Origin of the sequence: Chitinilyticum aquatile DSM 21506, from assembly GCF_000430805.1 — a bacterium.
GTDB classification, from domain to species: Bacteria; Pseudomonadota; Gammaproteobacteria; order Burkholderiales; family Chitinibacteraceae; genus Chitinilyticum; species Chitinilyticum aquatile.
The window spans coordinates 278,467-300,899 of the sequence record NZ_AUMS01000007.1 but is presented as its reverse complement, the minus strand read 5'-3'; the positions used below and the strand labels follow the sequence as shown (position 1 = coordinate 300,899).

Genomic DNA, 22,433 nt, shown 5'->3' with positions numbered 1-22,433 from the left:
CGCAGTAATGCGTTAAGCTAACCGATACTAATAGCCCGTGAGGCTTGATCCTATAACCTGAGACGCGTGATTGGCTTAGGTGTGAAACGAGGCAATTGACCCGAGAAAGAAAGTCGATACGACGGGATAAGAAAGTTTAACTTCTTCTATTGAATTCAGCGTGGCGTACATCAAGCAGGAGTGCGACATGCAAACAGTTATAGTCTGGTGACCTTAGCGAGGTGGTCCCACCCCTTCCCATCCCGAACAGGACGGTGAAACGCCTCAGCGCCGATGATAGTGCGGAATGCCCGTGTGAAAGTAGGACATCGCCAGACTCCCCATGGAAAGCCCCGATCAGAAATGGTCGGGGCTTTTGCTTGGCGCTTGGCAGTGCCAGTGCAGGGTGAGGTGCAGAGATGTGGCGAGGTATGGGGCTGGAACCTATGTTTTAGAAAGGTTGTAGTCATGTACTTAATCGGTACCCAACAAAAAGCCCCGACCATTGCTGATCGGGGCTTTTTGTTGGGTTGGTGCTGCCTTTCAGCACATGTGCTGGCCGCCATTGATGGCCAGATTGGCGCCGGTCATGAAGCCTGCAACATCGGACACCAGATAGCCGATCAATCCGGCGATTTCTTCCGGTTTGCCAAGCCGGCCCGCCGGGATGCCGGCGATGATCTTGTTGCGCACATCTTCCGGTACGGCCATCACCATGTCGGTGGCGATGTAGCCAGGGCTGATGGTGTTGACCGTCACGCCCTTCTTGGCCACTTCCTGCGCCAGCGCCATGGTGAAGCCGTGCATGCCGGCCTTGGCTGCCGAGTAATTGGTCTGGCCGAACTGGCCCTTCTGGCCATTGATTGACGAAATGTTGATCACCCGGCCCCAGCCGCGATCTGCCATGCCGTCAACAAATTGTTTGCTGACGTTGAAAAGCGAATCCAGGTTGGTGCGGATGACTGCATCCCAGTTTGTTTTGTCCATGCGTTTGAACGTGGCGTCCTTGGTAATGCCGGCATTGTTGACCAGCACATCGACTTCGCCCAGTTCCGCGCGGATCTGCGCGGCCATTTTGCTGCAGGCTTCATAATCACTCACGTCACACTCGTAGGCATGAAACGTGAAGCCTGCCGCGGCCTGTTCATCCAGCCAGGCTTGTTCGCGACCAGCGCGGGAGTAGGTGGTCGCGACCTTGAATCCTTGCTGGGCCAGCTGGCGGCAGATCGCCGTCCCGATGCCGCCCATGCCGCCTGTGACCAGTGCTACTTTGCTCATGTTTAAGTCCTTCCAGTGGTTTGCGCTACGAAAAATGTTTTTATTACTTACGTTATATTTCTTTAGGTGGTAATTATTGCGGGCGGTTTGCAGGCTGTCTAGCGATGTGCGTTTGTACTGACAAAATTACCAATACAGCAGGCGTGGTTGTAGCTCGCCACCGCGCGCATATCGGATTACATACTTATGCGGGTTTGTCCAGAATTGAGGGGGAGGCCGGCTTCGGCTAGAATACGCGATTCCAATTTGTGTTTCCTGCCATGACCAAGTACATCTTTGTTACCGGCGGCGTTGTCTCCTCTCTGGGGAAGGGCATCGCCGCCGCGTCGCTTGCGGCTATCCTCGAATCTCGTGGCCTCAAGGTCACCATGATGAAACTGGACCCCTACATCAATGTCGACCCGGGCACCATGAGCCCGATGCAGCACGGTGAAGTGTTCGTGACGGAAGACGGTGCCGAAACCGATCTGGATCTTGGTCACTATGAGCGCTTCATCCAGGCCAAGATGAAGAAAAGCAACAACTTCACGACGGGCCAGATTTACGAATCGGTCATCAAGAAAGAGCGTCGTGGTGATTACCTTGGCAAGACCGTACAGGTGATTCCGCACATCACCGACGAGATCAAGCATTTCATTGATCTTGGGGCCAACGGCGCTGAACTGGCGGTGATCGAAGTGGGTGGTACGGTCGGTGACATCGAGTCGCTGCCTTTCCTGGAGGCTATCCGCCAGATGGGCGTGACGCTGGGCAAGGAAAACACCTGCTTCGTGCATCTGTCCTATGTGCCTTACATTGCGGCTGCCGGTGAAATCAAGACAAAGCCGACTCAGCACAGCGTGAAAGAGCTGCGCGAAATCGGTATCCAGCCCGATGTACTGATCTGTCGCGCCGACCGCATGGTGCCGGATGACGAACGCCGCAAGATTGCACTGTTTACCAATGTGTCGGAAAAGGCGGTTGTCTCCTGCCCGGACATGGATTCCATCTACAAGATTCCGCGTGTGCTGTCGGAGCAGGGTATTGATGAAATCATCGTCAAGCAGCTGCAGCTTGATCTGCCGAAGGCTGATCTGGCGCTGTGGGATCGTATCGTCAACGCCATCGACAATCCGAACCAGACCGTGAATATCGCCATGGTCGGCAAGTACGTTGACCTGACAGAATCGTACAAGTCCCTGATTGAAGCGCTGAAGCACGCCGGTATCCACACCGGTAGCGAAGTGAAAATCCACTTTGTCGATTCCGAAATTCTGGAAACCGAAGGCGTGGGTCAGCTCACTGGCATGGATGCGATTCTGGTGCCGGGCGGCTTTGGCAAGCGTGGCGTGGAAGGCAAGATTCTGGCTGTAAAATTTGCCCGCGAAAACAACATTCCGTATCTAGGCATCTGTCTTGGCATGCAGATCGCGCTGATCGAATATGCCCGTGATGTGGCTGGTCTCGCCGGTGCCAACTCGACCGAGTTCGATCTGGAAACCGAATATCCGGTGGTCGCGCTGATTGACGAGTGGGTGAACCACGACGGCAAGATTGAAAAACGCGATGAAAACTCGAACATGGGCGGCACCATGCGTCTGGGCGCCCAGCAGTGCAATCTCGATACCGGTTCGCTGGCCGCGCGCATCTATGGCGCGAGCGAGATCACCGAGCGTCACCGCCATCGCTATGAAGTGAACAATCACTATCTGCCGCGCCTGGAAGCGGCCGGCCTCAAGATCAGCGGCAAATCGGCCGGAGCCGAACAACTGGTGGAAACCATCGAGCTGCCGAAGCATCGCTGGTTCTTTGCCTGCCAGTTCCATCCGGAATTCACTTCCACGCCGCGTGATGGCCATCCCCTGTTCAAGGCCTATATCGAGGCCGCGATGGCCTTTGCGAAAGAACAAGGCCGTGACGGCCTGAGTTGTTAAACTGTGGCGGGTATGAGTGGGAAGCCCTTATACCCGTTTGCTTGTGAACTGATACCTCGAGGTTGTTATGAAGCTCTGTGGTTTTGATATTGGCATTGAACATCCGCTGTTCCTGATTGCCGGCCCGTGCATCATCGAAAGCGAGCAGATGGCGCTGGATACGGCGGGCCTGCTGAAGGAAATCACCACAGAGCTGGGTATTCCTTTCATCTACAAATCAAGTTTTGACAAGGCGAATCGTTCGTCCGGCAAATCGTTCCGCGGTTTCGGCATGGACGAGGGGCTGCGCATCCTGTCTGAGGTGAAAAAGCAGATTGGCGTGCCCGTGCTGACCGATGTGCACGAAACGGAGCAGATCAAGCCGGTGGCCAGTGTTGTTGATGTCCTGCAGACGCCGGCCTTCCTGTGTCGCCAGACCGATTTCATCCGCGCCTGCGCCCAGAGCGGCAAGCCGGTGAACATCAAGAAAGGGCAGTTCATGGCGCCGGGTGACATGAAAAATGTGGCCGAAAAGGCGCGTGATGCAGCCCGGGAAGCCGGCCTGCCGGAAGACCTGTTCATGATGTGCGAGCGCGGTGCGTCGTTCGGCTATAACACGCTGGTCAGCGATATGCGCGGCCTTGCCATCATGCGCAATACCGGCTGCCCGGTGGTGTTTGATGCCACGCATTCGGTGCAGCAGCCGGGCGGGCAGGGTGATCGCTCCGGCGGTCAGCGCGAATTCGTTCCGGTACTGGCGCGCGCTGCCGTAGCCTCGGGCATTGCCGGCCTGTTCATGGAAACGCATCCGAACCCGCCAGAGGCGCTGTCGGATGGCCCGAATGCCTGGCCATTGCCGCGAATGAAGGAATTGCTGACCGTCCTCAAGGAACTGGATGCGGTCGTCAAGGCACACTCGCTGATTGAAGAAACGCTGTAACCCGATTGTGCTACGCTTAAGCGGCTGTCAAGGCCGGTAAGAGATTGGGCCCAATTTAGAACTAACTCTATCAAACAAAGGAAACGCACTGATGAGCGCAATTGTTGATGTCATTGCCCGCGAGATTCTGGATTCCCGCGGTAACCCGACCGTTGAAGCCGATGTGTTGCTGGAATCCGGCGTACTGGGCCGTGCGGCTGTGCCGAGCGGCGCTTCTACCGGCGAGCGCGAAGCACTGGAACTGCGTGATGGCGACAAGTCCCGCTATCTGGGCAAGGGTGTTCTGAAGGCTGTTGAAAACATCAACACCGAAATCTGTGAAGCCATCATCGGCCTGGACGCCGCTGATCAGGCTTTCATCGACAAAACCATGCTGGCTCTGGACGGCACTGAAGACAAGAGTAAGCTGGGCGCCAATGCGATCCTGGCCGTATCCATGGCTGTCGCCAAGGCTGCTGCCGAAGAAGCAGGTCTGCCGCTGTATCGCTATGTTGGCGGTTCGGGCCCGATGGCCCTGCCGGTTCCGATGATGAACGTGGTGAACGGTGGCGAGCACGCTTCCAACAGCCTCGATTTCCAGGAACTGATGATCGTTCCGGTTGGCGCTCCGACCTTCCGTGAAGCACTGCGTTACGGCGCTGAAGTGTTCCACAACCTGAAGAAAATCCTGCACGACAAGAAGATGCCGACCCAAGTGGGTGATGAAGGCGGTTTCGCGCCGGACGTCGCTGGTCCGGAAGAAGCGCTGGACATGATCCTGGCCGCTATCGAGAAGGCTGGCTACAAGGCCGGTACCGATTTCATGATCGCGCTGGATTGCGCCGCTTCCGAGTATTACAACAAGGAAACCGGCAACTACTGCTTCAAGAAGAGCGGTGGCCGCACCTTCACTTCCGCCGAAATGATCGATTATCTGGAAGGTCTGGTGAACAAGTACCCGATCATCTCGATCGAAGATGGCATGGGCGAGCGCGACTGGGACGGCTGGAAGGTCCTGACCGACCGTCTGGGTGACCGCGTACAGCTGGTCGGTGACGACCTGTTTGTGACCAACACCAAGATCCTGGCAGAAGGCATCAAGCGTGGCATCTGCAACTCGATCCTGATCAAGGTTAACCAGATCGGTTCGCTGACCGAAACCCTGGCTGCCGTTGATCTGGCCAAGCGCAATGGCTACACCTCGGTGATGAGCCATCGTTCCGGCGAAACCGAAGACAGCACCATTGCCGATCTGGCCGTTGCCACCAACTGCATGCAGATCAAGACCGGTTCGCTGTCCCGTTCCGATCGTATTGCCAAGTACAACCAGATCCTGCGTATCGAAGAAGAACTGGGCGATGCTGCTTACTACCCGGGTATCGAAGCGTTTTATCAAATCAAACGCTAAGTAACCAAGCGCTAAGCGATGAATTGCAGCAACGCCTGCACCAAGTGCAGCCTGCTGTAGTAATATCGTCAACCGGAGCCTGCGGGCTCCGGTTTTTCATTGTGGGTAGCCTATGCGATTGCTTGCCATTGTCCTTGCCTTGCTGATTATTGTCCTGCAGTGGCCACTCTGGGTCGGAAAGGGTAGCTGGCTGCGTGCCTGGCAGCTGGATCAGCAGTTGAGCGAGCAGCAGAGCAAGAATGAAAAACTCAAAGCACGCAATGATGCGCTGGCAGCCGAGGTGCGCGATCTGAAAGCCGGTACGGATGCCATCGAAGAGCGCGCCCGCAACGAACTGGGCATGATCCGGCGCGATGAGGTCTTCATGCAGGTGCTGGAACGTCGTGCCTCTACGCCGGCATCGGGTGTGACTGCCGCAACAGTTCCGAATTGATCGCGCCTTGATTTGATCTGTTCCTGCACAGTTTTGTGTTGATATCAGGAAAGCACTACTGTTATCCTTTTCTCGGGCGAGGTATAGTGCATTCATCATAAGCAGGTGGATGCATCATGAATGAAGTCGTCGTGACCGAGCAGGGCGGTGGGCGCAAGACAGCAACGCTCTATTTCCAGCTGGCGGAAGATCTGGCCCAGGCCATTGCCAGCGGCACGCTGCAGCCGGGCGAGAAACTGCCTTCAATCCGGCGTCTGTCCGCCCAGCGGCAGGTTTCGCTGTCTACCGTCATGGAAGCATATCGGGAGCTGGAAGACCGCGGCCTGATCGAAGCTCGCCCCCAATCCGGCTTCTATGTGCGTGCGGCACGCGGTTTTGTCGCGCCAGACCTGACCCAGCCGCCGCAGAAACCCTCCGAAGTGGTGGTCGATCCCCTGCTGGCACCGGCTGAGCTGGCCCGCCTGCATGATCTGAAGGTGGATTTCGGGCTGGCTATCCTGTCCCCTAAACTGTATCCGAATCAGCAGGTGCAGCGCATTCTGGCGCAGGTGACCCGTCATGACCCGGAGATCCTGTCTGATTATGGAAATCCGATCGGTGACGTGGAGTTGCGCCGGCAGATTGCCCGCCGCTCGCTCACATGGGGTGGGCAGATTGATGCCGACGAAATTCTGGTCACGCACGGCGCGCTGGAAGCGCTGAACCTGTGCCTGCGCGCGGTCACCCAGCCTGGCGACGTGGTCGCGATCGAATCACCTGCCTATTTTGGCTTGCTGCAGATTCTGGAAAGTTTCCAGCTCAAGGCGCTGGAAATCCCGACCCATCCCCAGACCGGCATTTCCATCGAAGCGCTTGAGCTGGCGACCCGCAACGGGCAAGTAAAGGCCTGTGTCCTCTTGCCCAATTTTTCGAATCCGCTTGGCAGCCTGATGCCGGACGACAACAAGCGCCGTCTGGTCGAGCTGCTTGAGTCCCGACAGGTACCGCTGATCGAAGACGACATTTACGGCGAGTTCTTCTACCATGGTGAGCGTCCGCGGCCAGCCAAGGCGTTCGACCGCAGCGGCAATGTCATGCTGCTGGCATCGTTCACCAAAATGGTCGCACCGAGTTTCCGCGTCGGCTGGGTTGTGGCCGGACGCTGGCATCGCGAGCTGGAGCAGCTCAAGTTCATCAATACTTTCTCAACCCCCGTGCCCCTGCAGCGGGCCATTGCCCGCTTTCTGGAAAACGGCGGTTACGACCATCATCTGCGTCGCCTGCGCAAGGCCTGCTCGGAACAGGTGAATGCTGCCGTCAGCGCGATCCAGCGTTATTTCCCGGGGGATACGCGCCTGCATGTGCCGCAGGGCGGGTATGTGCTGTGGGTAGAGCTCAACAGCCGGGTCGATACGCTTGAATTGTTGCAGCGCGCGCTGGCCGAGGGAATTTCCTTTACCCCCGGGCCACTTTTTTCGCCCAGCAACAGCTACCGCAATTGCCTGCGCATCTGTTGCGTGGAGCCGTGGACAGTCCGGCACGAGCGTGCCATCCAGCGCCTGGGCGAGCTGGCTGCGGGAATGTAGCTGCCAAGTGTCGCTTTTTGCCGATTTGCGCATTCAGGACTTTGGTCTGTAACGGGATGGCCTCATGATGATGCGATGTTGCGCCGCAGTATGGTGGCACTTCATCTCATCACAAGGAGCTTGCTATGGCATTGTTCTTCGAAGACCTGACCATCGGCCTGATGGCGGAGTACCGCAAAACCATTACCGAAACCGATGTCGTGCTGTTTGCCGGCCTGACTGGCGACAACAATCCCATGCACATCGATGAAGAGTTTGCATCAGGAACGCGCTTTGGCGGCCGCATCATTCACGGGATGTTGACGGCCAGCATGCTTTCGTCCGTGATCGGCATGAAGCTGCCTGGTCCGGGATGTATCTATATGGCGCAGAATCTGCGCTTCATCAAGCCGGTCAAAATTGGCGATACCGTCAGTGCCCAGGCGACAGTTCTGGAAATCTATCCCGAAAAGCAGCGCGTGAAGCTGCTGACCGAATGCTATGTACGTGGCGTGAAAGTGCTGGAAGGCGATGCGCTGGTCTGGGTGCCCAAGCGCGGCTAGACCTGCTCTGGCAGGTTCGTGACCATGCTGTCGGCACGGTACCGGGATTCCCGGTCCTGTGCCGATTTTCATGGTGGTTTGCCCATTCCCATGGGCGGCTTGATGTAGCACAATCCCCCCCCCTTCGCCAGCTGTTACATTTTGCAGCACTTGCCCGTTAGCGGGCAGTGACTCGGTCATGTGCCCTGATTGCCCGTGTGGAAGATCGCCACGGATTTGCATTTGACCGGAGTGTTGCCTGCATGGCTGCGAAATGTGCCGCGAATAGTGAACGAATGCGCATTTGCAGGTGAAATGGGTATGATTTCCATGCGCGCAGAATCGCTCAGCCGGCAGGCCCGCCTTGTGTTTCCGGCCTGTTGGCATGCCGTTTCAAATGTATTCGATAAATTATTACCAACAAGAATCGACACAGGAGTTTTGTCCATGCAACGCAGCACCAAGATCGTCGCCACGCTGGGCCCGTCATCCGGCGATGTCGCCACTCTGGAAAAACTGATTGCAGCCGGGGTGAACATGTTCCGGCTGAATTTTTCGCATGGCACGGCGCAAGACCACCTGGATCGCGCCGCGATCGTCCGCGAGAGCGCCAAGAAAGCAGGCTGCGCCGTGGCGGTCATGGTTGACCTGCAAGGTCCGAAGATCCGTGTCGGCAAGTTCGAGAAGAACAAGATCGAACTGAAGAACGGCGACAAATTCATCCTCGACGCCAACTGCACCATGGGTAACCAGGAGCGTGTCGGCCTTGATTACAAGGAATTGCCCAATGATGTCGAGCCGGGGGCTATCCTGCTGCTCGACGATGGTCGTCTGGTGTTTGAAGTAATCAGCGTGCAGGGCAGCGAAATCCATGTTGTCGTGAAAATCGGCGGCACGCTGTCCAACAACAAGGGCATCAACCGGCAGGGCGGCGGCCTGACCGCACCGGCACTGACCGCCAAGGACATGGAAGACATCAAGACTGCCGCCAAGCTGCATGCCGATTATGTCGCCGTATCTTTCCCCAAGAGCGGTGCCGACATGTATATGGCCCGCACTCTGCTGCGTGCGGCCGGCAGCAAGGCGTTGCTGATTGCCAAGATCGAACGCACCGAAGCGGTCGCCAATCTGGAAGAAATTCTCGACGCATCCGACGGCATCATGGTCGCCCGTGGCGATCTGGCGGTGGAAGTGGGTGATGCTGCCGTGCCTGCGCTGCAGAAAAAGATGATCAAGCTGGCGCGCAGAAAGCACAAACTGTCGATTACCGCGACCCAGATGATGGAATCGATGATTTCCAGCCCGGTGCCGACCCGTGCCGAAGTCTCGGACGTGGCCAACGCGGTACTGGATGGCACCGATGCGGTGATGCTCTCGGCCGAAACCGCCTCGGGCAAATACCCGGTGGAAACCGTCGAAGCCATGGCACGGGTCTGTGTCGAGGCGGAAAAAACCTATGAAAACAAGATCAGCGATGAAGTGCTGCTGCAGGGCGATATCGGTCGCATTGACCAGACCATCGCCATGTCGGCGCTGTTCGCGGCCAGCCATCTGAATGTGAAGGCCATTGCTGCGCTCACGCAGAGCGGCTCCTCGGCCCTCTGGCTGAGCCGCTTCATCCGCGGTGTGCCCATCTATGCGCTGACGCCGGAAGCAGAAACCTATAATCGCCTGTCGCTGTTCCGCGACGTGTATCCGGTGATGATCTCGCATGAAAATACCGATCGCGAGTCGCTGCTGGTGCGTGCCGAAGTGGAAATGCTGCGTCGTGGCATCGTCCAGCAAGGCGATCTGGTAGCCTTCACCTTCGGTGATGTCGTCGGTCTGGGCGGCGGTACCAACTGCCTGAAGATCATCAAGATCGGCGAGCGCAAGTCGCGCTGAGTAACGCGCTCATGCCAACAAAAAACCCGCGCGAGCGGGTTTTTTGTTGGGTATGCGTTTGCAGCCATTTATCCAAAAGGGTGGTGGCTACATGGGGTGTGATGTATGAAAAACAGCCCCGCGTGCGGGGCTGTGCATTCATGCCAGGGAGTCGCGGCTCATCAGCGCAAGCCCAGTACGTCCTGCATGTCGAAGAAGCCGTTCTGGCGGCCTTGCAGGAAACGCGCAGCCCGGATGCTGCCGGAGGCGTAAATCGTGCGGTTGCTCGCCTTGTGGCTGATTTCGATGCGTTCGCCCATGCCGGCGAAGATGACGGTGTGATCACCGATCACGTCGCCGCCGCGCAGCGTGGCGAAGCCGATGGTGCCGGCTTCGCGTTCGCCGGTGATGCCTTCGCGGGCATAGACCGCACAGTCCTTCAGGTCGCGCCCTTGCGCATCGGCAACCGCGCGCCCCAGCATCAGTGCCGTTCCTGACGGTGCGTCAACCTTCATGCGGTGGTGCATTTCCAGCACTTCGACGTCATAACCGGTGGCGAGTGCGCGGCCGGCGACTTCGAGCAGCTTGACGAGCAGGTTTACGCCCACGCTCATGTTGTAGGCGTGCACGATGGCGATCTCGGTGCTGGCTGCTTCGATTGCCGCGCTGCCGGCTTCGTCGAAACCGGTGGTGCCGATGATCATGTTCACCCTGTGCTCGCGGCAGGCGGCCAGATGCAGCAGCGTGCCTTCCGGGCGGGTAAAGTCGATCAGGACATCCGCGCCGGCCAGCGTTTTGAGATCGGCAGAAATGGCAACACCAGAGCTGCGGCCGAGGAACGCCGCTGCGTCCTGACCGATGGCCGGACTGCTCGCGCGGTCCAGCGCCGCGTGCAGCGTGCAAGCGTCTGCATTGAGTACGGCTTCGATCAGCATCTGGCCCATGCGGCCGGATGCACCGGCAATCGCGATGCGGATCATTGCTTGGCCTCGTCTGTCAGGGGCTGGACGCTGACCGTATCCTGAGTCGGTTCGGTCTTGTCTGCGGCGGCGGCCGCGCTGGCAGCGTCACCACTTCTGGCGAACTTGCTGTTCGGATCGACCGGCAAAGTGCTGCCTTGCCAGCGGGTCAGTGTGTCGCCATCGAAGAACACGGTGAAGGCAAAGTGCCGCTTCAGGCTGCCACCACGGGCATCACTGTAGACGTAGTCCCAGCGGTCGGAATGGAAGGGGTCCTGCAGCAGTGGTGTACCGAGCAGGAAGCGAACCTGCCCGCGCGACATGCCCGCTTTCAGCTGGGCAACCTGGTCGGCCGTCACTTCGTTGCCTTGCGGGATGTCGAGTTTGTAGGGGCTGAGTGCATTGAGGACGCCACAACCGCTGAGTAACAGGCTGGCGGCAAAAAGCGCGGAAATCGAGCAGGCCTTCATGGTTTCAGTTCTTCTGAGAGAGTGGGGCGGTGCCAAGCACCGGGAAACGCTATATCATAACCGGATTAGCGTATCGAAGCAGCCAGCCTGCAGGAAAAACACTCGCATGAGCAAAGCCGCCGAACTCAAGGGGATGGGCCTGAAGGCCACCGGCCCCCGTCTGAAAATCCTGAACCTGTTTGAAACCAGCCAGCAGCGCCACATGTCGGCTGAAGACGTGTACCGCATCCTGCTGGCCGAGCAGATCGATATTGGGCTGGCTACGGTGTACCGCGTACTGACACAGTTCGAGCAGGCCGGCATTCTGGTGCGCCATCATTTCGAAACCGGCAAGGCGGTGTTCGAGCTGGCCGATAACGGCCACCATGACCATCTGGTGTGCGTGAAATGCGGCAAGGTCGAGGAATTCTACGATCCCGAAATCGAGCAACGGCAGGAAGCCATCGCTGCCAAATACCGCTTCCTGATGCAGGAACATGAAATGTATCTGTACGGCATCTGCTCGGATTGTCAGCCCGGGGCGCGCTGATCTCGTCATGCCTGCATGATTGCCTGGCTTGATCACACCCTGAGTTTCCCCCCTCTGTCGCAGGCCATGCGCGAGCCCAATGGCCTGCTGGCGGCAGGTGGCGATCTGCACCCCCTGCGCCTGCTGGCCGCTTACCGGCAAGGCATTTTTCCCTGGTTCATGCCGGATGAACCCATACTGTGGTGGTCGCCCGATCCGCGCATGGTGCTGTTTCCGGATGAACTGCATGTGCCGCGCTCGCTGGAAAAGACGCTGCGCAACCGTCCGTATGAAATCCGCTGCGATACTGCGTTTGCCGAGGTAATGGCCGCCTGTGCCGCACCGCGCGATCGCCACGGCGGCACCTGGATTACTCCGGCCATGCGTGCAGCGTATGAAGCGCTGCACCAGCAGGGTTATGCGCACAGCGCTGAGTGTTGGATCGATGGTGAACTGGCTGGCGGCCTGTATGGCGTGGCGATTGGCAAAATGTTCTATGGTGAATCCATGTTCGCCTTTCGGCCCGATGCATCGAAAATGGCATTCGTGCATCTGGTGCGCTGGCTGCAAGCGCGCGGTTTTCCGCTGATTGACTGCCAGATGCATACCGCGCATCTGGCACGGTTCGGCGCCCGCGAAATCGGCCGTGCCGAATTTGTGCAGCGCCTGCAGCTTGCCTGTGCCATGCCGGAGCCGCCCGGAGCATGGCATTACCGCTACCGGAGCGATGTGAATGCGTGATGCAAACAGCCATGTCCCCCTGCAGTTCTATGCCACTGCCGCTTATGAGTGCAGCTATTTGCCTGGGCTGGAGGCGCGTTCGCAGGTGGTGGTGCCCTCGGGGCTCATCGATCGCCATGTCTACAGTGCGCTGGTGCGCCAGGGCTTCCGGCGCAGCGGTCATTTCGTCTATCGCCCCTGGTGTGATCACTGCAAGGCCTGCATCCCGGTGCGGATCCGTGTACCGGACTTTGCTCCCGGACGCACGCAGCGCAAGGTGCAGCAGCGTCTGGCAGGAATGCGTACGCGTTTGCTCGGGCTGGATTACCACGAGCCGCATTTTCAGCTTTATCTGCGGTACCAGCATGCCCGGCATTCCGGTGGCGGCATGGATGAAGATACGCGTGACCAGTATGCCAATTTCATCCTGCAAAGCGGGGTCAGCAGCATGCTGGCCGAATTCAGTCTTGATGACCGGATCGTCATGGTCAGCCTGATCGATCAGCTCGATGATGGTCTGTCGGCGGTGTATACCTTTTTTGATCCGGAGCTGCAGCGCCTCAGTCTGGGCGTCTACAACGTGCTGTGGCAGGTTGGGCTCGCGCGGCAGCTGGGCTTGCCCTATGTGTATCTGGGGTACTGGATCAAGGAGTGCCGCAAGATGTCCTACAAGACACAATACCGGCCGGTCGAAGGTTTGCTGGACGGACGTTGGCAATTGCTTGCCTGATACATATTTGGGTATGTTGCCATGGCCTTTTAATTGAAAGGGCTCTGGTTTTATACCCTTGTCTGTTCAGGATTGATAGCGCAACTTGCTGCGCTCCAGGCGCAGAGCTTGCTCCAGTGGCGCCAGCTGGCGATGCGAAATGCGGGCAAGCCGGTGTTCGACCTGTTTCTGCAGCAGGCCCAGCTGCAGCGCGTGATGCTGTTTGTGGTGGGCCAGCGCACCGGCAAAGTCCTGCTTGCGTTCGCACAGCAATTCAAGCAGGGCGTGGCTCTCCAGCCTTAGTGTCAGCCCCGGGAATCCCTGGCTGAGGGTGAGGGCGCGATCAAGCCAGCCGTGTGCGGCATCCAGCTGCCCCAGTGCCAGGTAAGTGCGGCCCAGCCCGAGCGAACTCAGGGCGTCGCTGAACTGCCCGCCGTTGTGCTGATTCAGCTCCTGTGCCTGCAGCAGAGCCTGCAGTGCCGCCTTCGTATCGCCGCGTTCCAGAATGATCAGCCCGCGATACGTCGCGCATTCGCAATGCCAGGTGGGGTTGTGTTCTTCACTGAGCTGGTTCTCGATCAGGCTGACCATCGCCTCGGCAGCATCGTACTGCCCGTGCCGGTACAGGGTGCTCAGCAGGTTCAGGCGTGCGGCCAGGATGAGAGAGGGCTGCGCAATGCGTTCGGCCAGCGAGCAGGCCATGCCCTGATACACCAGTGCCTGTTCGTATTGCTGGTAGGCAAAGCAGATCTGCCCGATCCCGGTATAGGCCCGGATGAAGGCGGCATCATCGTCACTGTCGATGGCGTGATCCAGCGAATGCAGCCAGATATCCAGTGCCCGCAGGTGTTCGCCCTGCAGTAGCTTGATCTGTGCCTGCCAGTGCTGGGCATGGGCCAGCGCCGACCATAAATGCAGTTTGCGGGCCTGGTTGGCAGCCTCCCGGAAATAGCGCGTTGCTTCGTGCAGCCGCTGCCGGTTGCAGTAATATTCGCCGCACAGAAGCAGGCCTTCGAGTTTGATTTCTTCATCCGGCAAGGCTGTGACTGCTGCATGGGCGGCAAGCAATTCGGCTTCGTCATGCTCGCCATGCAGTGCAATCAGGCTCAGCTCGGACAGGGCGGGGGGGGCAGGCTTAGTCATCCAGGCTCTCTACGCGGTTGCGGCCGGCCTGCTTGGCACGGTAGAGCGCGGTGTCGGCGCGCTTCTGCAGGGTGCAGGCATCGTCATCGCCGGTCAGGGTCGCAATCCCGATACTGGTTGTCACCTGCAATTCTGCATGCAGTGCGGCCCAGTCCGTTTGCTGGATGCGCAGTCGTATCCGCTCGGCTACCAGCTGGGCAGTATGCAGGTCGGCACCGGGCAGCAGGACGCAGAATTCTTCCCCGCCGTAGCGGGCGATCACGTCATCATTGCGCGAGGAGTGCTGCAGCATGCGTCCGACCAGACGCAGTACTTCATCGCCCATGGCGTGACCAAAGCGGTCATTGATCGACTTGAAATGATCCAGATCCAGCATCAGCAGGCTGAGTTCACGCCCGTCCTGCTGGCTTTGCTCAACCCAGCGCTCCAGTTCCTGATCGAGCTTGCGCCGGTTCAGGATGCCGGTCAGCGGATCGTGGCTGGCCTGGTGGGCGAGTGTTTCGACTTCCTGGGCTCGGCGCGAGTTGTTCAACCTGAGTACGGTGTTTTCGTGACGGGTATGCAGCAATTGCAGGCGGATATCGACATCTTTCATCCGGCGCTCCAGCGTGCTGCCCAGCCGGGTTGATGCCAGCTGCCGGGCTTCGGCAAGAGCCAGTTCGTGATACGCGCGGTGGTGCAGCAGCGCCTGCCCGTATTCGCCCTGCCGTTCGAAGAGCTCCGCCAGAAGCTGATGCGCCTGCTCGAGCAGCGGTTTGCTGCCAAACGAGCTGATCAGTGTCAGCGCCTGCTCAAGATGTTCGCGAGCAGCCTGCATTTTTCCGCTGGCGAGCAGCACCTTGCCCAGCGCGAGCAGGGTCAGCGACTGGCTCCAGCGGTAGTTGGTCTGTATATTGATGGCATGAGCCTGCTGCAACCAGTATTCGGCTTCTTCCTGCTGACCGAGACCGAAATGGGCATGTCCGCGGTAACCGAGCCAGTCACCCAGCCAGGCTGTGTGGCTGCTCTGGCGGATGATCTGTTCTGCCTTGTGCGAGAGTTGCAGTGTGGTGGCGAACTGCCCGAGCTTGTTGAGGTCCGCGCAGATGTGCAGCAGGGCATTGGCATGCTGGTCGTGGTCGCCTGCCGTTTCGGCAAAATCGAGCGCCATTTCGTGCCAGGCCAGCGCCTCGGCGTGCTGGCCATGGGCGACAAAGACATTGCCAAATCCAAGGCAGGCCGATACGTACAGATCCCGCAATCCGAGAGGAATGGCCTGCCGCAGGCATTGCCCCCAGTTTTTCAGGGCCGCCTGGTATTCACCGGCAGACAGGTGCAGTTCTGCGCGGATGTTGTCAGCGCGGGCCAGAATTTCGGGCTGGTGGTGTTTGTCGGCCAGTTCCTGGGCCAGGTCCAGAATGCGATGGGCTTCGCTTCCCGCCGAAAGGGCCCACAGGCTGTGGGCCCAGAGTAGCAGCGCTTTGCCTGCCAGGTCATGACACCCCGCAGCCAGAGCACGCGGATAGAGCTGCTCCATTATGCTGATGGTATGGCTGCAGTCCGGCACGAACCACTGCTGGCCTTCGGCCAGCAGCTGCTCCAGTTCTATGGAAGGGGGCTCATCTTGGGTCACTGCAAGTCGGCATGATGGAGATCGAGCTTACGTTATAGCGCAAGCCTGTCCCGCTCAGGTGGATTGCTGGCGTGGTCGGCAGAAATCTGTCGGTAAAATGTAACTTACTCATGACCGAATGCCTGCTCGCGCAAGTGTTTGAGCTGGTCTCGCAGCTTGGCGGCTTTTTCGAATTCCAGGTTGCGCGCGGCTTCCAGCATTTCCTTTTCAATGCGCTTGAGCTCTTTCGCCAGTGTCTTTTCATCCAGCGCTGCCAGATCGCGATGACGCTTTTGTTCGATACGCTGTGCTGCGGCATCTTCTGCCGAATATACCCCGTCGATGATGTCCTTGATGCGTTTGCTGACTGACCGTGGGGTAATGCCGTTGGCGGTGTTGAAGGCAATCTGTTTTTGCCTCCGGCGCGCGGTTTCGTCGATCGCCTTTTTCATTGAATCGGTGATGCGATCCGCGTACAGGATGGCGGTACCATGCAGATGCCGGGCTGCCCGGCCGATGGTCTGGATCAGGCTGCGCTCGCTTCTGAGGAAGCCTTCCTTGTCGGCGTCGAGGATGGCAACCAGCGATACTTCCGGAATATCCAGCCCCTCGCGCAAGAGGTTGATGCCAACCAGTACATCGAACATGCCCAGCCGCAGATCGCGGATGATTTCGACGCGCTCGACCGTTTCGATATCGGAGTGCAGATAGCGTACCTTGATGCCGTGTTCACCAAGGTATTCGGTCAGCTGTTCGGCCATGCGCTTGGTCAGGGTGGTAACCAGCACACGTTCACCCGCATCGATACGCTTGCGCGCTTCGGACAGCAGGTCATCGACCTGGGAGCCGACAGGTCTGATGATAACCTCCGGATCAATCAGGCCGGTCGGTCGGACAAGCTGTTCGACAACCTGTCCCTGGTGCTCGGCTTCATAGGTCGCCGGCGTGGCTGAAACGAAGATGGTTTGCGGCATCTTCATTTCGAACTCTTCGAATTTCAGTGGTCGGTTATCGAGTGCCGAAGGCAGGCGGAAGCCATAATCGACGAGATTTTCCTTGCGGGCACGATCGCCGCGGTACATGCCGCCAATCTGGCCGATCATGACATGGGATTCGTCCATGAACATCAGGCAGTCTTGCGGGAGATAGTCGATCAGGGTTGGTGGTGCCTCGCCGGCGGCCTTGCCGGAAAAGTGCCGCGAGTAGTTTTCAATGCCTTTGCAAAACCCCATTTCGCCCAGCATCTCCAGGTCAAAACGTGTGCGTTGTTCGAGCCGCTGCGCCTCGACCAGTTTTTGTTCGCGGTGGTAGAACTCGAGTCGTGACCTGAGTTCATCCTTGATCGTTTCGATGGCTCGCAACACTGTATCCCGTGGCGTGACATAGTGACTGCCCGGGAACACGGTGTACCTGCCGACTTTCTGCTTGATGTGGCCAGTCAGCGGATCGAAGAGGCTGAGTTTTTCGACTTCATCGTCGAAGAGATCGATACGCAGTGCCAGCTCGGCGTTTTCTGCCGGAAACACATCGATCACATCGCCTCGTACGCGGAAGGTTCCGCGCGAGAAATCCAGCTCGCTGCGCTCGTATTGCATGGAGATCAGGCGCTTGATGATGTCGCGCTGCGGGTGTTTTTCACCCTCCTTCAAGTGCAGCACCATCTTGTGATAGTCACTGGGATCGCCGATGCCGTAGATGGCCGAGACGCTGGCAACGATGACACAGTCGCGCCGCTCCAGCATGGCCTTGGTGGCAGACAGGCGCATCTGTTCAATATGCTCGTTGATGCTGGAGTCTTTCTCGATGAACAGATCGCGGCTGGGGACGTAGGCTTCCGGCTGGTAATAGTCGTAGTAGCTGACGAAATATTCGACCGCGTTTTCGGGGAAAAACTCGCGAAATTCGGCATACAGCTGCGCGGCCAGAGTCTTGTTCGGCGCCATGACAATGGCAGGCCTTCCGGTGCGGGCAATGACATTGGCCATGGTGAATGTCTTGCCCGAGCCGGTGACGCCCAGCAGGGTCTGGTATTTCAGGCCATCTTCGAGGCCTTCGACCAGCTGGCGGATGGCTTCGGGCTGGTCACCGGCCGGCGGAAAGGGCTGGAAAAGCTTGTAGGGCGAGTTCGGAAATTCGGCAAACATGGGCAGCGGAGTACCTGACAAGGGTGCCCGCAGAAAGGAAACCGGGGCTGCAACGATTATCCGTTGCAGCCCCGTAATGTGCAATTCGCCATTCCGGCAGGCGAAGGGACGCTAGAGTTTGAATTTGCCGAACAGCTGCAGCAGGAAATTGGCCAGCTCGTTCAGTTCGTGCACGGATTTGGTCGCTCTTTGCAGCGCAGCATCCGTTTGCTGCATCTGGTTCGTGATGTTTTCCGCACTTTGCGCCATCAGGGTTGTGGCATCCTGCTGCTCGCTGGTTGAGTGGGCGATTTCTCCCATTTTCTGCATGACGGTCGCCATGTTTTCGCGGATGTGGTCGATTTTCTCTGCTGCGTTATTGCTCAGGTTCACGCCATTCTGTACTGCCGCAACAGTCGATTGCATATTGTGAACTGCAGCATCGGTTTCGCCGCGGATGCCCTCGATCATTCCGGTAATTTCAAGGGTGGCCTGCCCGGTGCGCTCTGCCAGTTTCCGCACTTCGTCGGCAACGACAGCAAAGCCACGCCCTTGCTCGCCGGCGCGCGCGGCCTCGATCGCCGCATTGAGCGCCAGCAGGTTGGTCTGGTCGGCAATATCCTTGATGACCCGGATAATGCCGCTGATTTCCTCGCTGCGCGAACTCAGTCTGTCCAGCAGGGCCGAGAGGTTCTTCACTTCATCGGCCGATTTGCCGACTTCGCTGGCGACTTCGCGGACGGTTTGTGTCGATTCTTTCGACAGCGCTCCGGTGTTGTTCACCAGTTGATCGGCTTCACGCGAGTTGTCGGCGATGTGGCTGATGCTGACCGTGATTTCTTCGATGGTCGCTGCATTGCCCGAGGCCAGATCGGCCAGGATTTCCGAATCCCGCGCAAGAGTGTCGAGTACCTGATTGATTTCATTTACCCCGCGGGTCAGGCTCTCGGATTCTTTGCGAATATCGAGGAACATGCTGCGCAGGCGGCCGGTAAAGGCGTTGAAGGCTTGTGCGGTCTGGGCGATTTCATCCGTACCGCTGATTTCGATCTTGCGGGTGAGATCACCTTCGCCCTGTGAAATCTCGCGCATCCCGTCACGCACTTTCAGCAGGCCCTTCATCATGCGGTTTACCTGCAGGCTGGCAACCGGAATGATGACCAGCAGGACGACGATCAGCGTGATCACCGCAATCATCAGCAGCTGGTTGAGCGGTTGCAGGGCTTTGCTCTTGTCGATGACGATGACCATATAGGTTTCGGCGCCTTCGATTTCCTGCACGAAGGCAAATTTCGCCTGACCACCGATGGTGGTCTCAGAGAGAGTCTTGCTGCCGGCAAGGGCTGTCAGGCTGTCCTTGCTGAATGCGGGCGAGATCTCGCTGGCATCCTTGGTGATCAGGGCCTGATCGGAGTGGACAAGTACCTTGCCATCCTTGCCGATCAGCATGGCATAGCCATCGCCGGTCAGACGGATGTTCAGCACATCTTTCACGATGGCATCAAGCGTGATGTCTGCACCGACTACGCCCAGCAGTGCGCCATCTTTCTTTACCGGAGCGGCAAAGGTGATGATCAGCTGCTTGGTTCCGGCATCCACATAGGGCGGGGTGAGTACCGTTTTGTCATCCTTGACCGTTTGCACATACCAAGGACGGCCGGTGGGATCATAACCTTCGGGAAGTTTCAGATCACGCGAGGTGATCATCTGTTTATCCGGCTTGCCCAGATAAGTCGAGTCGAACGTCGAGCTCTTGGCTGCCTGGGTCAGCGCGGGCATCGGGTCGGGTGCTGCCGCCAAGGCTTCGGACAGCGCCGTGATGATTTGTTTCTTTTCGGTAATCCAGTTGCGCAAGACCACATTGTAGCCCGCAGCCGTACCGGCAATTTCATGTGTCAGGCCGGTTTCGACAATTTCGGTGCGCATTTTCGTATAAGCACCGAACGTCAGAATGGTCGCAAGTATCAGCGTGAGAACCGCGATGAACAGAATCAGTTTGCCGCGCAGTGAATGAAGCATGACCATCTCCTTGGTAATCCTCATTCAGTGTATGCCGGCTTGTCAGGAAGGCAAGCCGGCAACTGGACTGGGATGATGCATGGGAGATGCAGTCGTCAGGTGCGCTCGACCCGGATGACTCCGGCCACATCACGCAGCTTGGTAAAGATGCGCTGCAGTTGTTCCGCGTCGCGGATTTCTACCGTAAAGCGCAAATGCACCCGCATGTCTTTTGACTGCATGTTCACTGCCGTGACATTGATCTTGTCGCGGGACATGGTGTCAGTCAGATCGCGCAGCAGATTGTTGCGTTCATGTGCCTCGACCAGAACATCGGTTGCAAAGGCGTGTCCCTGCTGCTTGCCCCAGTCTGCCTTGATCAGGCGTTCCGGCGCTTCTGCCGCGAGTCGCTTGAGTGCGGGACAATCCGCCCGGTGGATCGAAATGCCGCGGCCACGGGTCACAAAACCCATTACCGGGTCGGGGGGGACCGGTTTGCAGCATTTCGCAAGCAGGGTCATCAGCTTGTCGACGCCCTCGATCAGGATGCCCTCACCATGCTGGTCGGCGCGGGCTGTCTTGATGAAACTGCCCGGTGTTTCATCTGCAACAGGAGGTGGCGCCAGCGTATCGGAAAAGGCATCAGCCAGCTCGCGCAGGGTGATTTCACCCTGGCCCAGCGCGATGTGAACTTCATCGATTGTCTTGAACATCAGACGCTGTGCGACGGCGTCCTGGTTGACATTGGTGGCTGCCGCGCGTGCCGCCTCCTTGTCGTAAATGGCCTTGCCGGCTTCGCGCGCGACATCCAGGTTCTGCTGGCGTATCCAGTGGCGCAGTTTGCTGGCTGCGCGATGGCTTTTGACATAACCCTGATGCAGCCAGTCCAGACTGGGACCGCCTTCCTTCGCCGCCAGGATTTCTATTCGCTGGCCGTTTTCGAGCGGGGTGTTGAGCGGAACAATGGCGCCATTGACCTTCGCACCGCGGCAGCGATGCCCCAGATCAGTGTGAACGTGATAGGCAAAATCAACCGGCGTACTGCCGCGCGGCAGGGCGATCACCCGGCCGGCTGGGGTCTGCACGTAAATGGTGTCGTCAAACAGCTCGGCCTTGAAGGCTTCGGCGATACTGCTGTCGCTGCTGCTGTCTTCCCTCCAGTCGAGCAGTTGTCGCAGCCAGGCGATTTTTTCTTCGTAACTGGAGTCGCCGCGCCCGCCCTCCTTGTAGCGCCAGTGTGCGGCAACGCCATATTCGGCATGCTCGTGCATGTCGAAGGTGCGGATCTGCACTTCGACTGCCTTGTCTTCCGGGCCGATGACCGCCGTGTGCAGCGAGCGGTAGTTATTGCCCTTGGGCTGGGCGATGTAGTCATCGAATTCACCGGGTATCGGCTGCCACAGGTTGTGCACGATGCCAAGAACGGTATAGCAATCCTTCAGGTCGTCAACCAGGACGCGCACGGCACGAATGTCATACAGCTCGGAGAAGTCGAGCTTCTTCTTCTGCATCTTCTTCCAGATGCTGTAGATGTGCTTGGGGCGTCCCATCAGATCGGCCTTGATGCCGACGGTTTTCAGCTCTGCTCTCAGGGTGTCCAGTACGTTGCTGATGAACTGCTCGCGATCAACTCGCCGCTCGTCGAGCAGTTTGGCAATTTTCTTGTAGGTATCGGGGTGCAGGTAGCGGAAGCCAAGGTCTTCCAGCTCCCACTTGATCTGCCAGACGCCCAGCCGGTTGGCGAGTGGTGCAAAAAGATCCAGCGTTTCCTGCGCCACTTCCTTGCGCACCTGCTCGGGCGCCTGTCCCAGTACATGCATGGTCTGTGTGCGCCAGGCCAGCAAGATGAGGACGGCACGGATGTCCTCCACCATCGCCAGCAGCATCTTGCGCAGGCCCTCGATCTGCTGTGCGCGTTCGTCCGCCCGCAGCTGGCTGCTGGCGCTGAGCCATTTCAGCTTCATGAGCCGGGAAATGCCGTCGACCAGTCGTGCGACGTCAGCGCCCGCCACGCGGGAAATTTCAGCGTTGGCATCGGGCATGACTTCGGTGCCGGCAAACAGCAGCGCCGCTGCAACGGCATCCGCCCCCAGGCGCAGGTCCGCCACGATGGATGCGCTGGCGACCGCGTGCTGGAAAAGAGGGGTGCCGGTTTGCGGGTGCACAGCACTGGCGCAATGCCTGGCGGTCCAGTCCAGTGCCTGGCGCAGCTGGGCCAGTTCTGCCGGATTAAAGCGGTCAGAAAGCGCCTTCAGCCACTGCTCGGGATCGGCGGCTTCGGCAATGGAATGGGCGAGCGGACGGCTGACGGCTACCATATTCTTCGCTTCGGGAGGGAATCTTGCCGGGAAGGC

General features: G+C 58.5%; 19 protein-coding genes and 1 rRNA gene. 11 read left to right on the top strand and 9 right to left on the bottom strand.

Going from position 1 to position 22,433, the window contains the following annotated elements; all coding sequences use genetic code 11:
• Positions 1 to 203: 203 nt before the first annotated feature.
• A 5S ribosomal RNA gene (gene rrf, locus H559_RS0106675) occupies positions 204 to 317 on the top strand.
• A gap of 205 nt (positions 318 to 522) precedes the next feature.
• On the opposite strand, the gene H559_RS0106670 is transcribed toward rrf, so the two are convergent.
• Positions 523 to 1,257, bottom strand: a complete 735-nt coding sequence (locus H559_RS0106670) for a beta-ketoacyl-ACP reductase (RefSeq protein ID WP_028452065.1) — start codon at positions 1,255 to 1,257, stop codon at positions 523 to 525.
• A 260-nt stretch (positions 1,258 to 1,517) separates the two neighbouring features.
• Here H559_RS0106670 and pyrG point away from each other — a divergent pair, with 260 nt between their 5' ends.
• From pyrG to H559_RS0106640, 6 genes are all read left to right on the top strand, one after another.
• Positions 1,518 to 3,170: a CTP synthase gene (gene pyrG, locus H559_RS0106665; protein WP_028452064.1), complete on the top strand. Its 1,653-nt coding sequence runs from the start codon at positions 1,518 to 1,520 to the stop codon at positions 3,168 to 3,170.
• 67 nt (positions 3,171 to 3,237) lie between these two features.
• Complete coding sequence (gene kdsA / locus H559_RS0106660) at positions 3,238 to 4,089, top strand: 3-deoxy-8-phosphooctulonate synthase (protein ID WP_028452063.1); 852 nt, start codon at positions 3,238 to 3,240, stop codon at positions 4,087 to 4,089.
• 91 nt (positions 4,090 to 4,180) lie between these two features.
• Positions 4,181 to 5,476 (top strand): phosphopyruvate hydratase, encoded by a 1,296-nt coding sequence (eno, locus tag H559_RS0106655; protein ID WP_028452062.1) that lies wholly within the window; start codon positions 4,181 to 4,183, stop codon positions 5,474 to 5,476.
• Positions 5,477 to 5,588: 112 nt separating this feature from the next.
• A complete protein-coding gene (gene ftsB, locus H559_RS0106650) occupies positions 5,589 to 5,909 on the top strand; it encodes a cell division protein FtsB (RefSeq protein ID WP_028452061.1) in 321 nt (106 codons plus the stop codon).
• 116 nt (positions 5,910 to 6,025) lie between these two features.
• Entirely contained in the window at positions 6,026 to 7,474 is a 1,449-nt protein-coding gene (locus H559_RS0106645) for an aminotransferase-like domain-containing protein (RefSeq protein ID WP_034640005.1), read from the top strand.
• 125 nt (positions 7,475 to 7,599) lie between these two features.
• On the top strand, positions 7,600 to 8,016 hold the full coding sequence (locus H559_RS0106640) for a MaoC family dehydratase (protein ID WP_028452059.1): 417 nt from the start codon (positions 7,600 to 7,602) through the stop codon (positions 8,014 to 8,016).
• Positions 8,017 to 8,192: 176 nt separating this feature from the next.
• Here the strand turns inward: H559_RS0106640 and H559_RS22600 are convergent, their stop codons facing one another.
• Positions 8,193 to 8,444 carry a hypothetical protein gene (locus H559_RS22600; RefSeq protein WP_155845318.1) on the bottom strand — a complete coding sequence of 84 codons (252 nt, stop codon included), beginning with the start codon at positions 8,442 to 8,444 and terminating at the stop codon, positions 8,193 to 8,195.
• On the opposite strand from H559_RS22600, the gene pyk reads away from it, so the two are divergent.
• Entirely contained in the window at positions 8,443 to 9,879 is a 1,437-nt protein-coding gene (pyk, locus tag H559_RS0106635) for a pyruvate kinase (protein ID WP_028452058.1), read from the top strand. The two genes, H559_RS22600 and pyk, sit on opposite strands and share 2 nt — an antisense overlap.
• 161 nt (positions 9,880 to 10,040) lie before the next feature.
• On the opposite strand, the gene dapB is transcribed toward pyk, so the two are convergent.
• Positions 10,041 to 10,838, bottom strand: coding sequence for a 4-hydroxy-tetrahydrodipicolinate reductase (dapB, locus tag H559_RS0106630; protein WP_211230898.1), 798 nt, complete (start codon positions 10,836 to 10,838; stop codon positions 10,041 to 10,043).
• Entirely contained in the window at positions 10,835 to 11,287 is a 453-nt protein-coding gene (locus H559_RS19255) for an outer membrane protein assembly factor BamE (protein ID WP_051279009.1), read from the bottom strand. Before H559_RS19255 ends, dapB begins: the two co-directional genes overlap by 4 nt.
• Before the next feature lie 106 nt (positions 11,288 to 11,393).
• Here H559_RS19255 and fur point away from each other — a divergent pair, with 106 nt between their 5' ends.
• Genes fur through H559_RS0106610 form a run of 3 tightly spaced genes read left to right on the top strand, consistent with a single transcriptional unit; the run spans position 11,394 to position 13,245 of the window.
• A complete protein-coding gene (gene fur / locus H559_RS0106620; RefSeq protein WP_028452056.1) occupies positions 11,394 to 11,816 on the top strand; it encodes a ferric iron uptake transcriptional regulator in 423 nt (140 codons plus the stop codon).
• A gap of 15 nt (positions 11,817 to 11,831) precedes the next feature.
• Entirely contained in the window at positions 11,832 to 12,536 is a 705-nt protein-coding gene (aat, locus tag H559_RS0106615; protein WP_028452055.1) for a leucyl/phenylalanyl-tRNA--protein transferase, read from the top strand.
• Positions 12,529 to 13,245, top strand: coding sequence for an arginyltransferase (locus H559_RS0106610; protein WP_028452054.1), 717 nt, complete (start codon positions 12,529 to 12,531; stop codon positions 13,243 to 13,245). Before aat ends, H559_RS0106610 begins: the two co-directional genes overlap by 8 nt.
• Before the next feature lie 66 nt (positions 13,246 to 13,311).
• On the opposite strand, the gene H559_RS0106605 is transcribed toward H559_RS0106610, so the two are convergent.
• From H559_RS0106605 to H559_RS0106585, 5 genes are all read right to left on the bottom strand, one after another.
• Positions 13,312 to 14,367: a tetratricopeptide repeat protein gene (locus H559_RS0106605; RefSeq protein WP_028452053.1), complete on the bottom strand. Its 1,056-nt coding sequence runs from the start codon at positions 14,365 to 14,367 to the stop codon at positions 13,312 to 13,314.
• On the bottom strand, positions 14,360 to 15,979 hold the full coding sequence (locus H559_RS0106600; protein ID WP_028452052.1) for a GGDEF domain-containing protein: 1,620 nt from the start codon (positions 15,977 to 15,979) through the stop codon (positions 14,360 to 14,362). The genes H559_RS0106605 and H559_RS0106600 overlap by 8 nt, the downstream gene beginning before the upstream one ends.
• A 104-nt stretch (positions 15,980 to 16,083) precedes the next feature.
• Complete coding sequence (uvrB, locus tag H559_RS0106595; protein WP_028452051.1) at positions 16,084 to 18,102, bottom strand: excinuclease ABC subunit UvrB; 2,019 nt, start codon at positions 18,100 to 18,102, stop codon at positions 16,084 to 16,086.
• A gap of 111 nt (positions 18,103 to 18,213) precedes the next feature.
• Positions 18,214 to 20,100, bottom strand: coding sequence for a methyl-accepting chemotaxis protein (locus H559_RS0106590; RefSeq protein ID WP_034640002.1), 1,887 nt, complete (start codon positions 20,098 to 20,100; stop codon positions 18,214 to 18,216).
• Positions 20,101 to 20,195: 95 nt separating this feature from the next.
• The gene (locus tag H559_RS0106585) at positions 20,196 to 22,397 is read right to left on the bottom strand and encodes a RelA/SpoT family protein (RefSeq protein ID WP_028452049.1); all 2,202 of its coding nucleotides are present in this window, start codon (positions 22,395 to 22,397) and stop codon (positions 20,196 to 20,198) included.
• Positions 22,398 to 22,433: the final 36 nt, after the last annotated feature.

Coding starts and splice junctions, on each gene's coding strand:
- H559_RS0106640 (WP_028452059.1), top strand. CDS start 7,600: ATGGCATTGTTCTTCGAAGACCTGACCATCGGCCTGATGGCGGAGTAC.
- H559_RS22600 (WP_155845318.1), bottom strand. CDS start 8,444: ATGGACAAAACTCCTGTGTCGATTCTTGTTGGTAATAATTTATCGAAT.
- pyrG (WP_028452064.1), top strand. CDS start 1,518: ATGACCAAGTACATCTTTGTTACCGGCGGCGTTGTCTCCTCTCTGGGG.
- H559_RS0106590 (WP_034640002.1), bottom strand. CDS start 20,100: ATGCTTCATTCACTGCGCGGCAAACTGATTCTGTTCATCGCGGTTCTC.
- pyk (WP_028452058.1), top strand. CDS start 8,443: ATGCAACGCAGCACCAAGATCGTCGCCACGCTGGGCCCGTCATCCGGC.
- kdsA (WP_028452063.1), top strand. CDS start 3,238: ATGAAGCTCTGTGGTTTTGATATTGGCATTGAACATCCGCTGTTCCTG.
- eno (WP_028452062.1), top strand. CDS start 4,181: ATGAGCGCAATTGTTGATGTCATTGCCCGCGAGATTCTGGATTCCCGC.
- H559_RS0106610 (WP_028452054.1), top strand. CDS start 12,529: ATGCGTGATGCAAACAGCCATGTCCCCCTGCAGTTCTATGCCACTGCC.
- H559_RS0106670 (WP_028452065.1), bottom strand. CDS start 1,257: ATGAGCAAAGTAGCACTGGTCACAGGCGGCATGGGCGGCATCGGGACG.
- H559_RS0106585 (WP_028452049.1), bottom strand. CDS start 22,397: ATGGTAGCCGTCAGCCGTCCGCTCGCCCATTCCATTGCCGAAGCCGCC.
- H559_RS19255 (WP_051279009.1), bottom strand. CDS start 11,287: ATGAAGGCCTGCTCGATTTCCGCGCTTTTTGCCGCCAGCCTGTTACTC.
- ftsB (WP_028452061.1), top strand. CDS start 5,589: ATGCGATTGCTTGCCATTGTCCTTGCCTTGCTGATTATTGTCCTGCAG.
- H559_RS0106645 (WP_034640005.1), top strand. CDS start 6,026: ATGAATGAAGTCGTCGTGACCGAGCAGGGCGGTGGGCGCAAGACAGCA.
- uvrB (WP_028452051.1), bottom strand. CDS start 18,102: ATGTTTGCCGAATTTCCGAACTCGCCCTACAAGCTTTTCCAGCCCTTT.
- dapB (WP_211230898.1), bottom strand. CDS start 10,838: ATGATCCGCATCGCGATTGCCGGTGCATCCGGCCGCATGGGCCAGATG.
- H559_RS0106605 (WP_028452053.1), bottom strand. CDS start 14,367: ATGACTAAGCCTGCCCCCCCCGCCCTGTCCGAGCTGAGCCTGATTGCA.
- fur (WP_028452056.1), top strand. CDS start 11,394: ATGAGCAAAGCCGCCGAACTCAAGGGGATGGGCCTGAAGGCCACCGGC.
- aat (WP_028452055.1), top strand. CDS start 11,832: ATGATTGCCTGGCTTGATCACACCCTGAGTTTCCCCCCTCTGTCGCAG.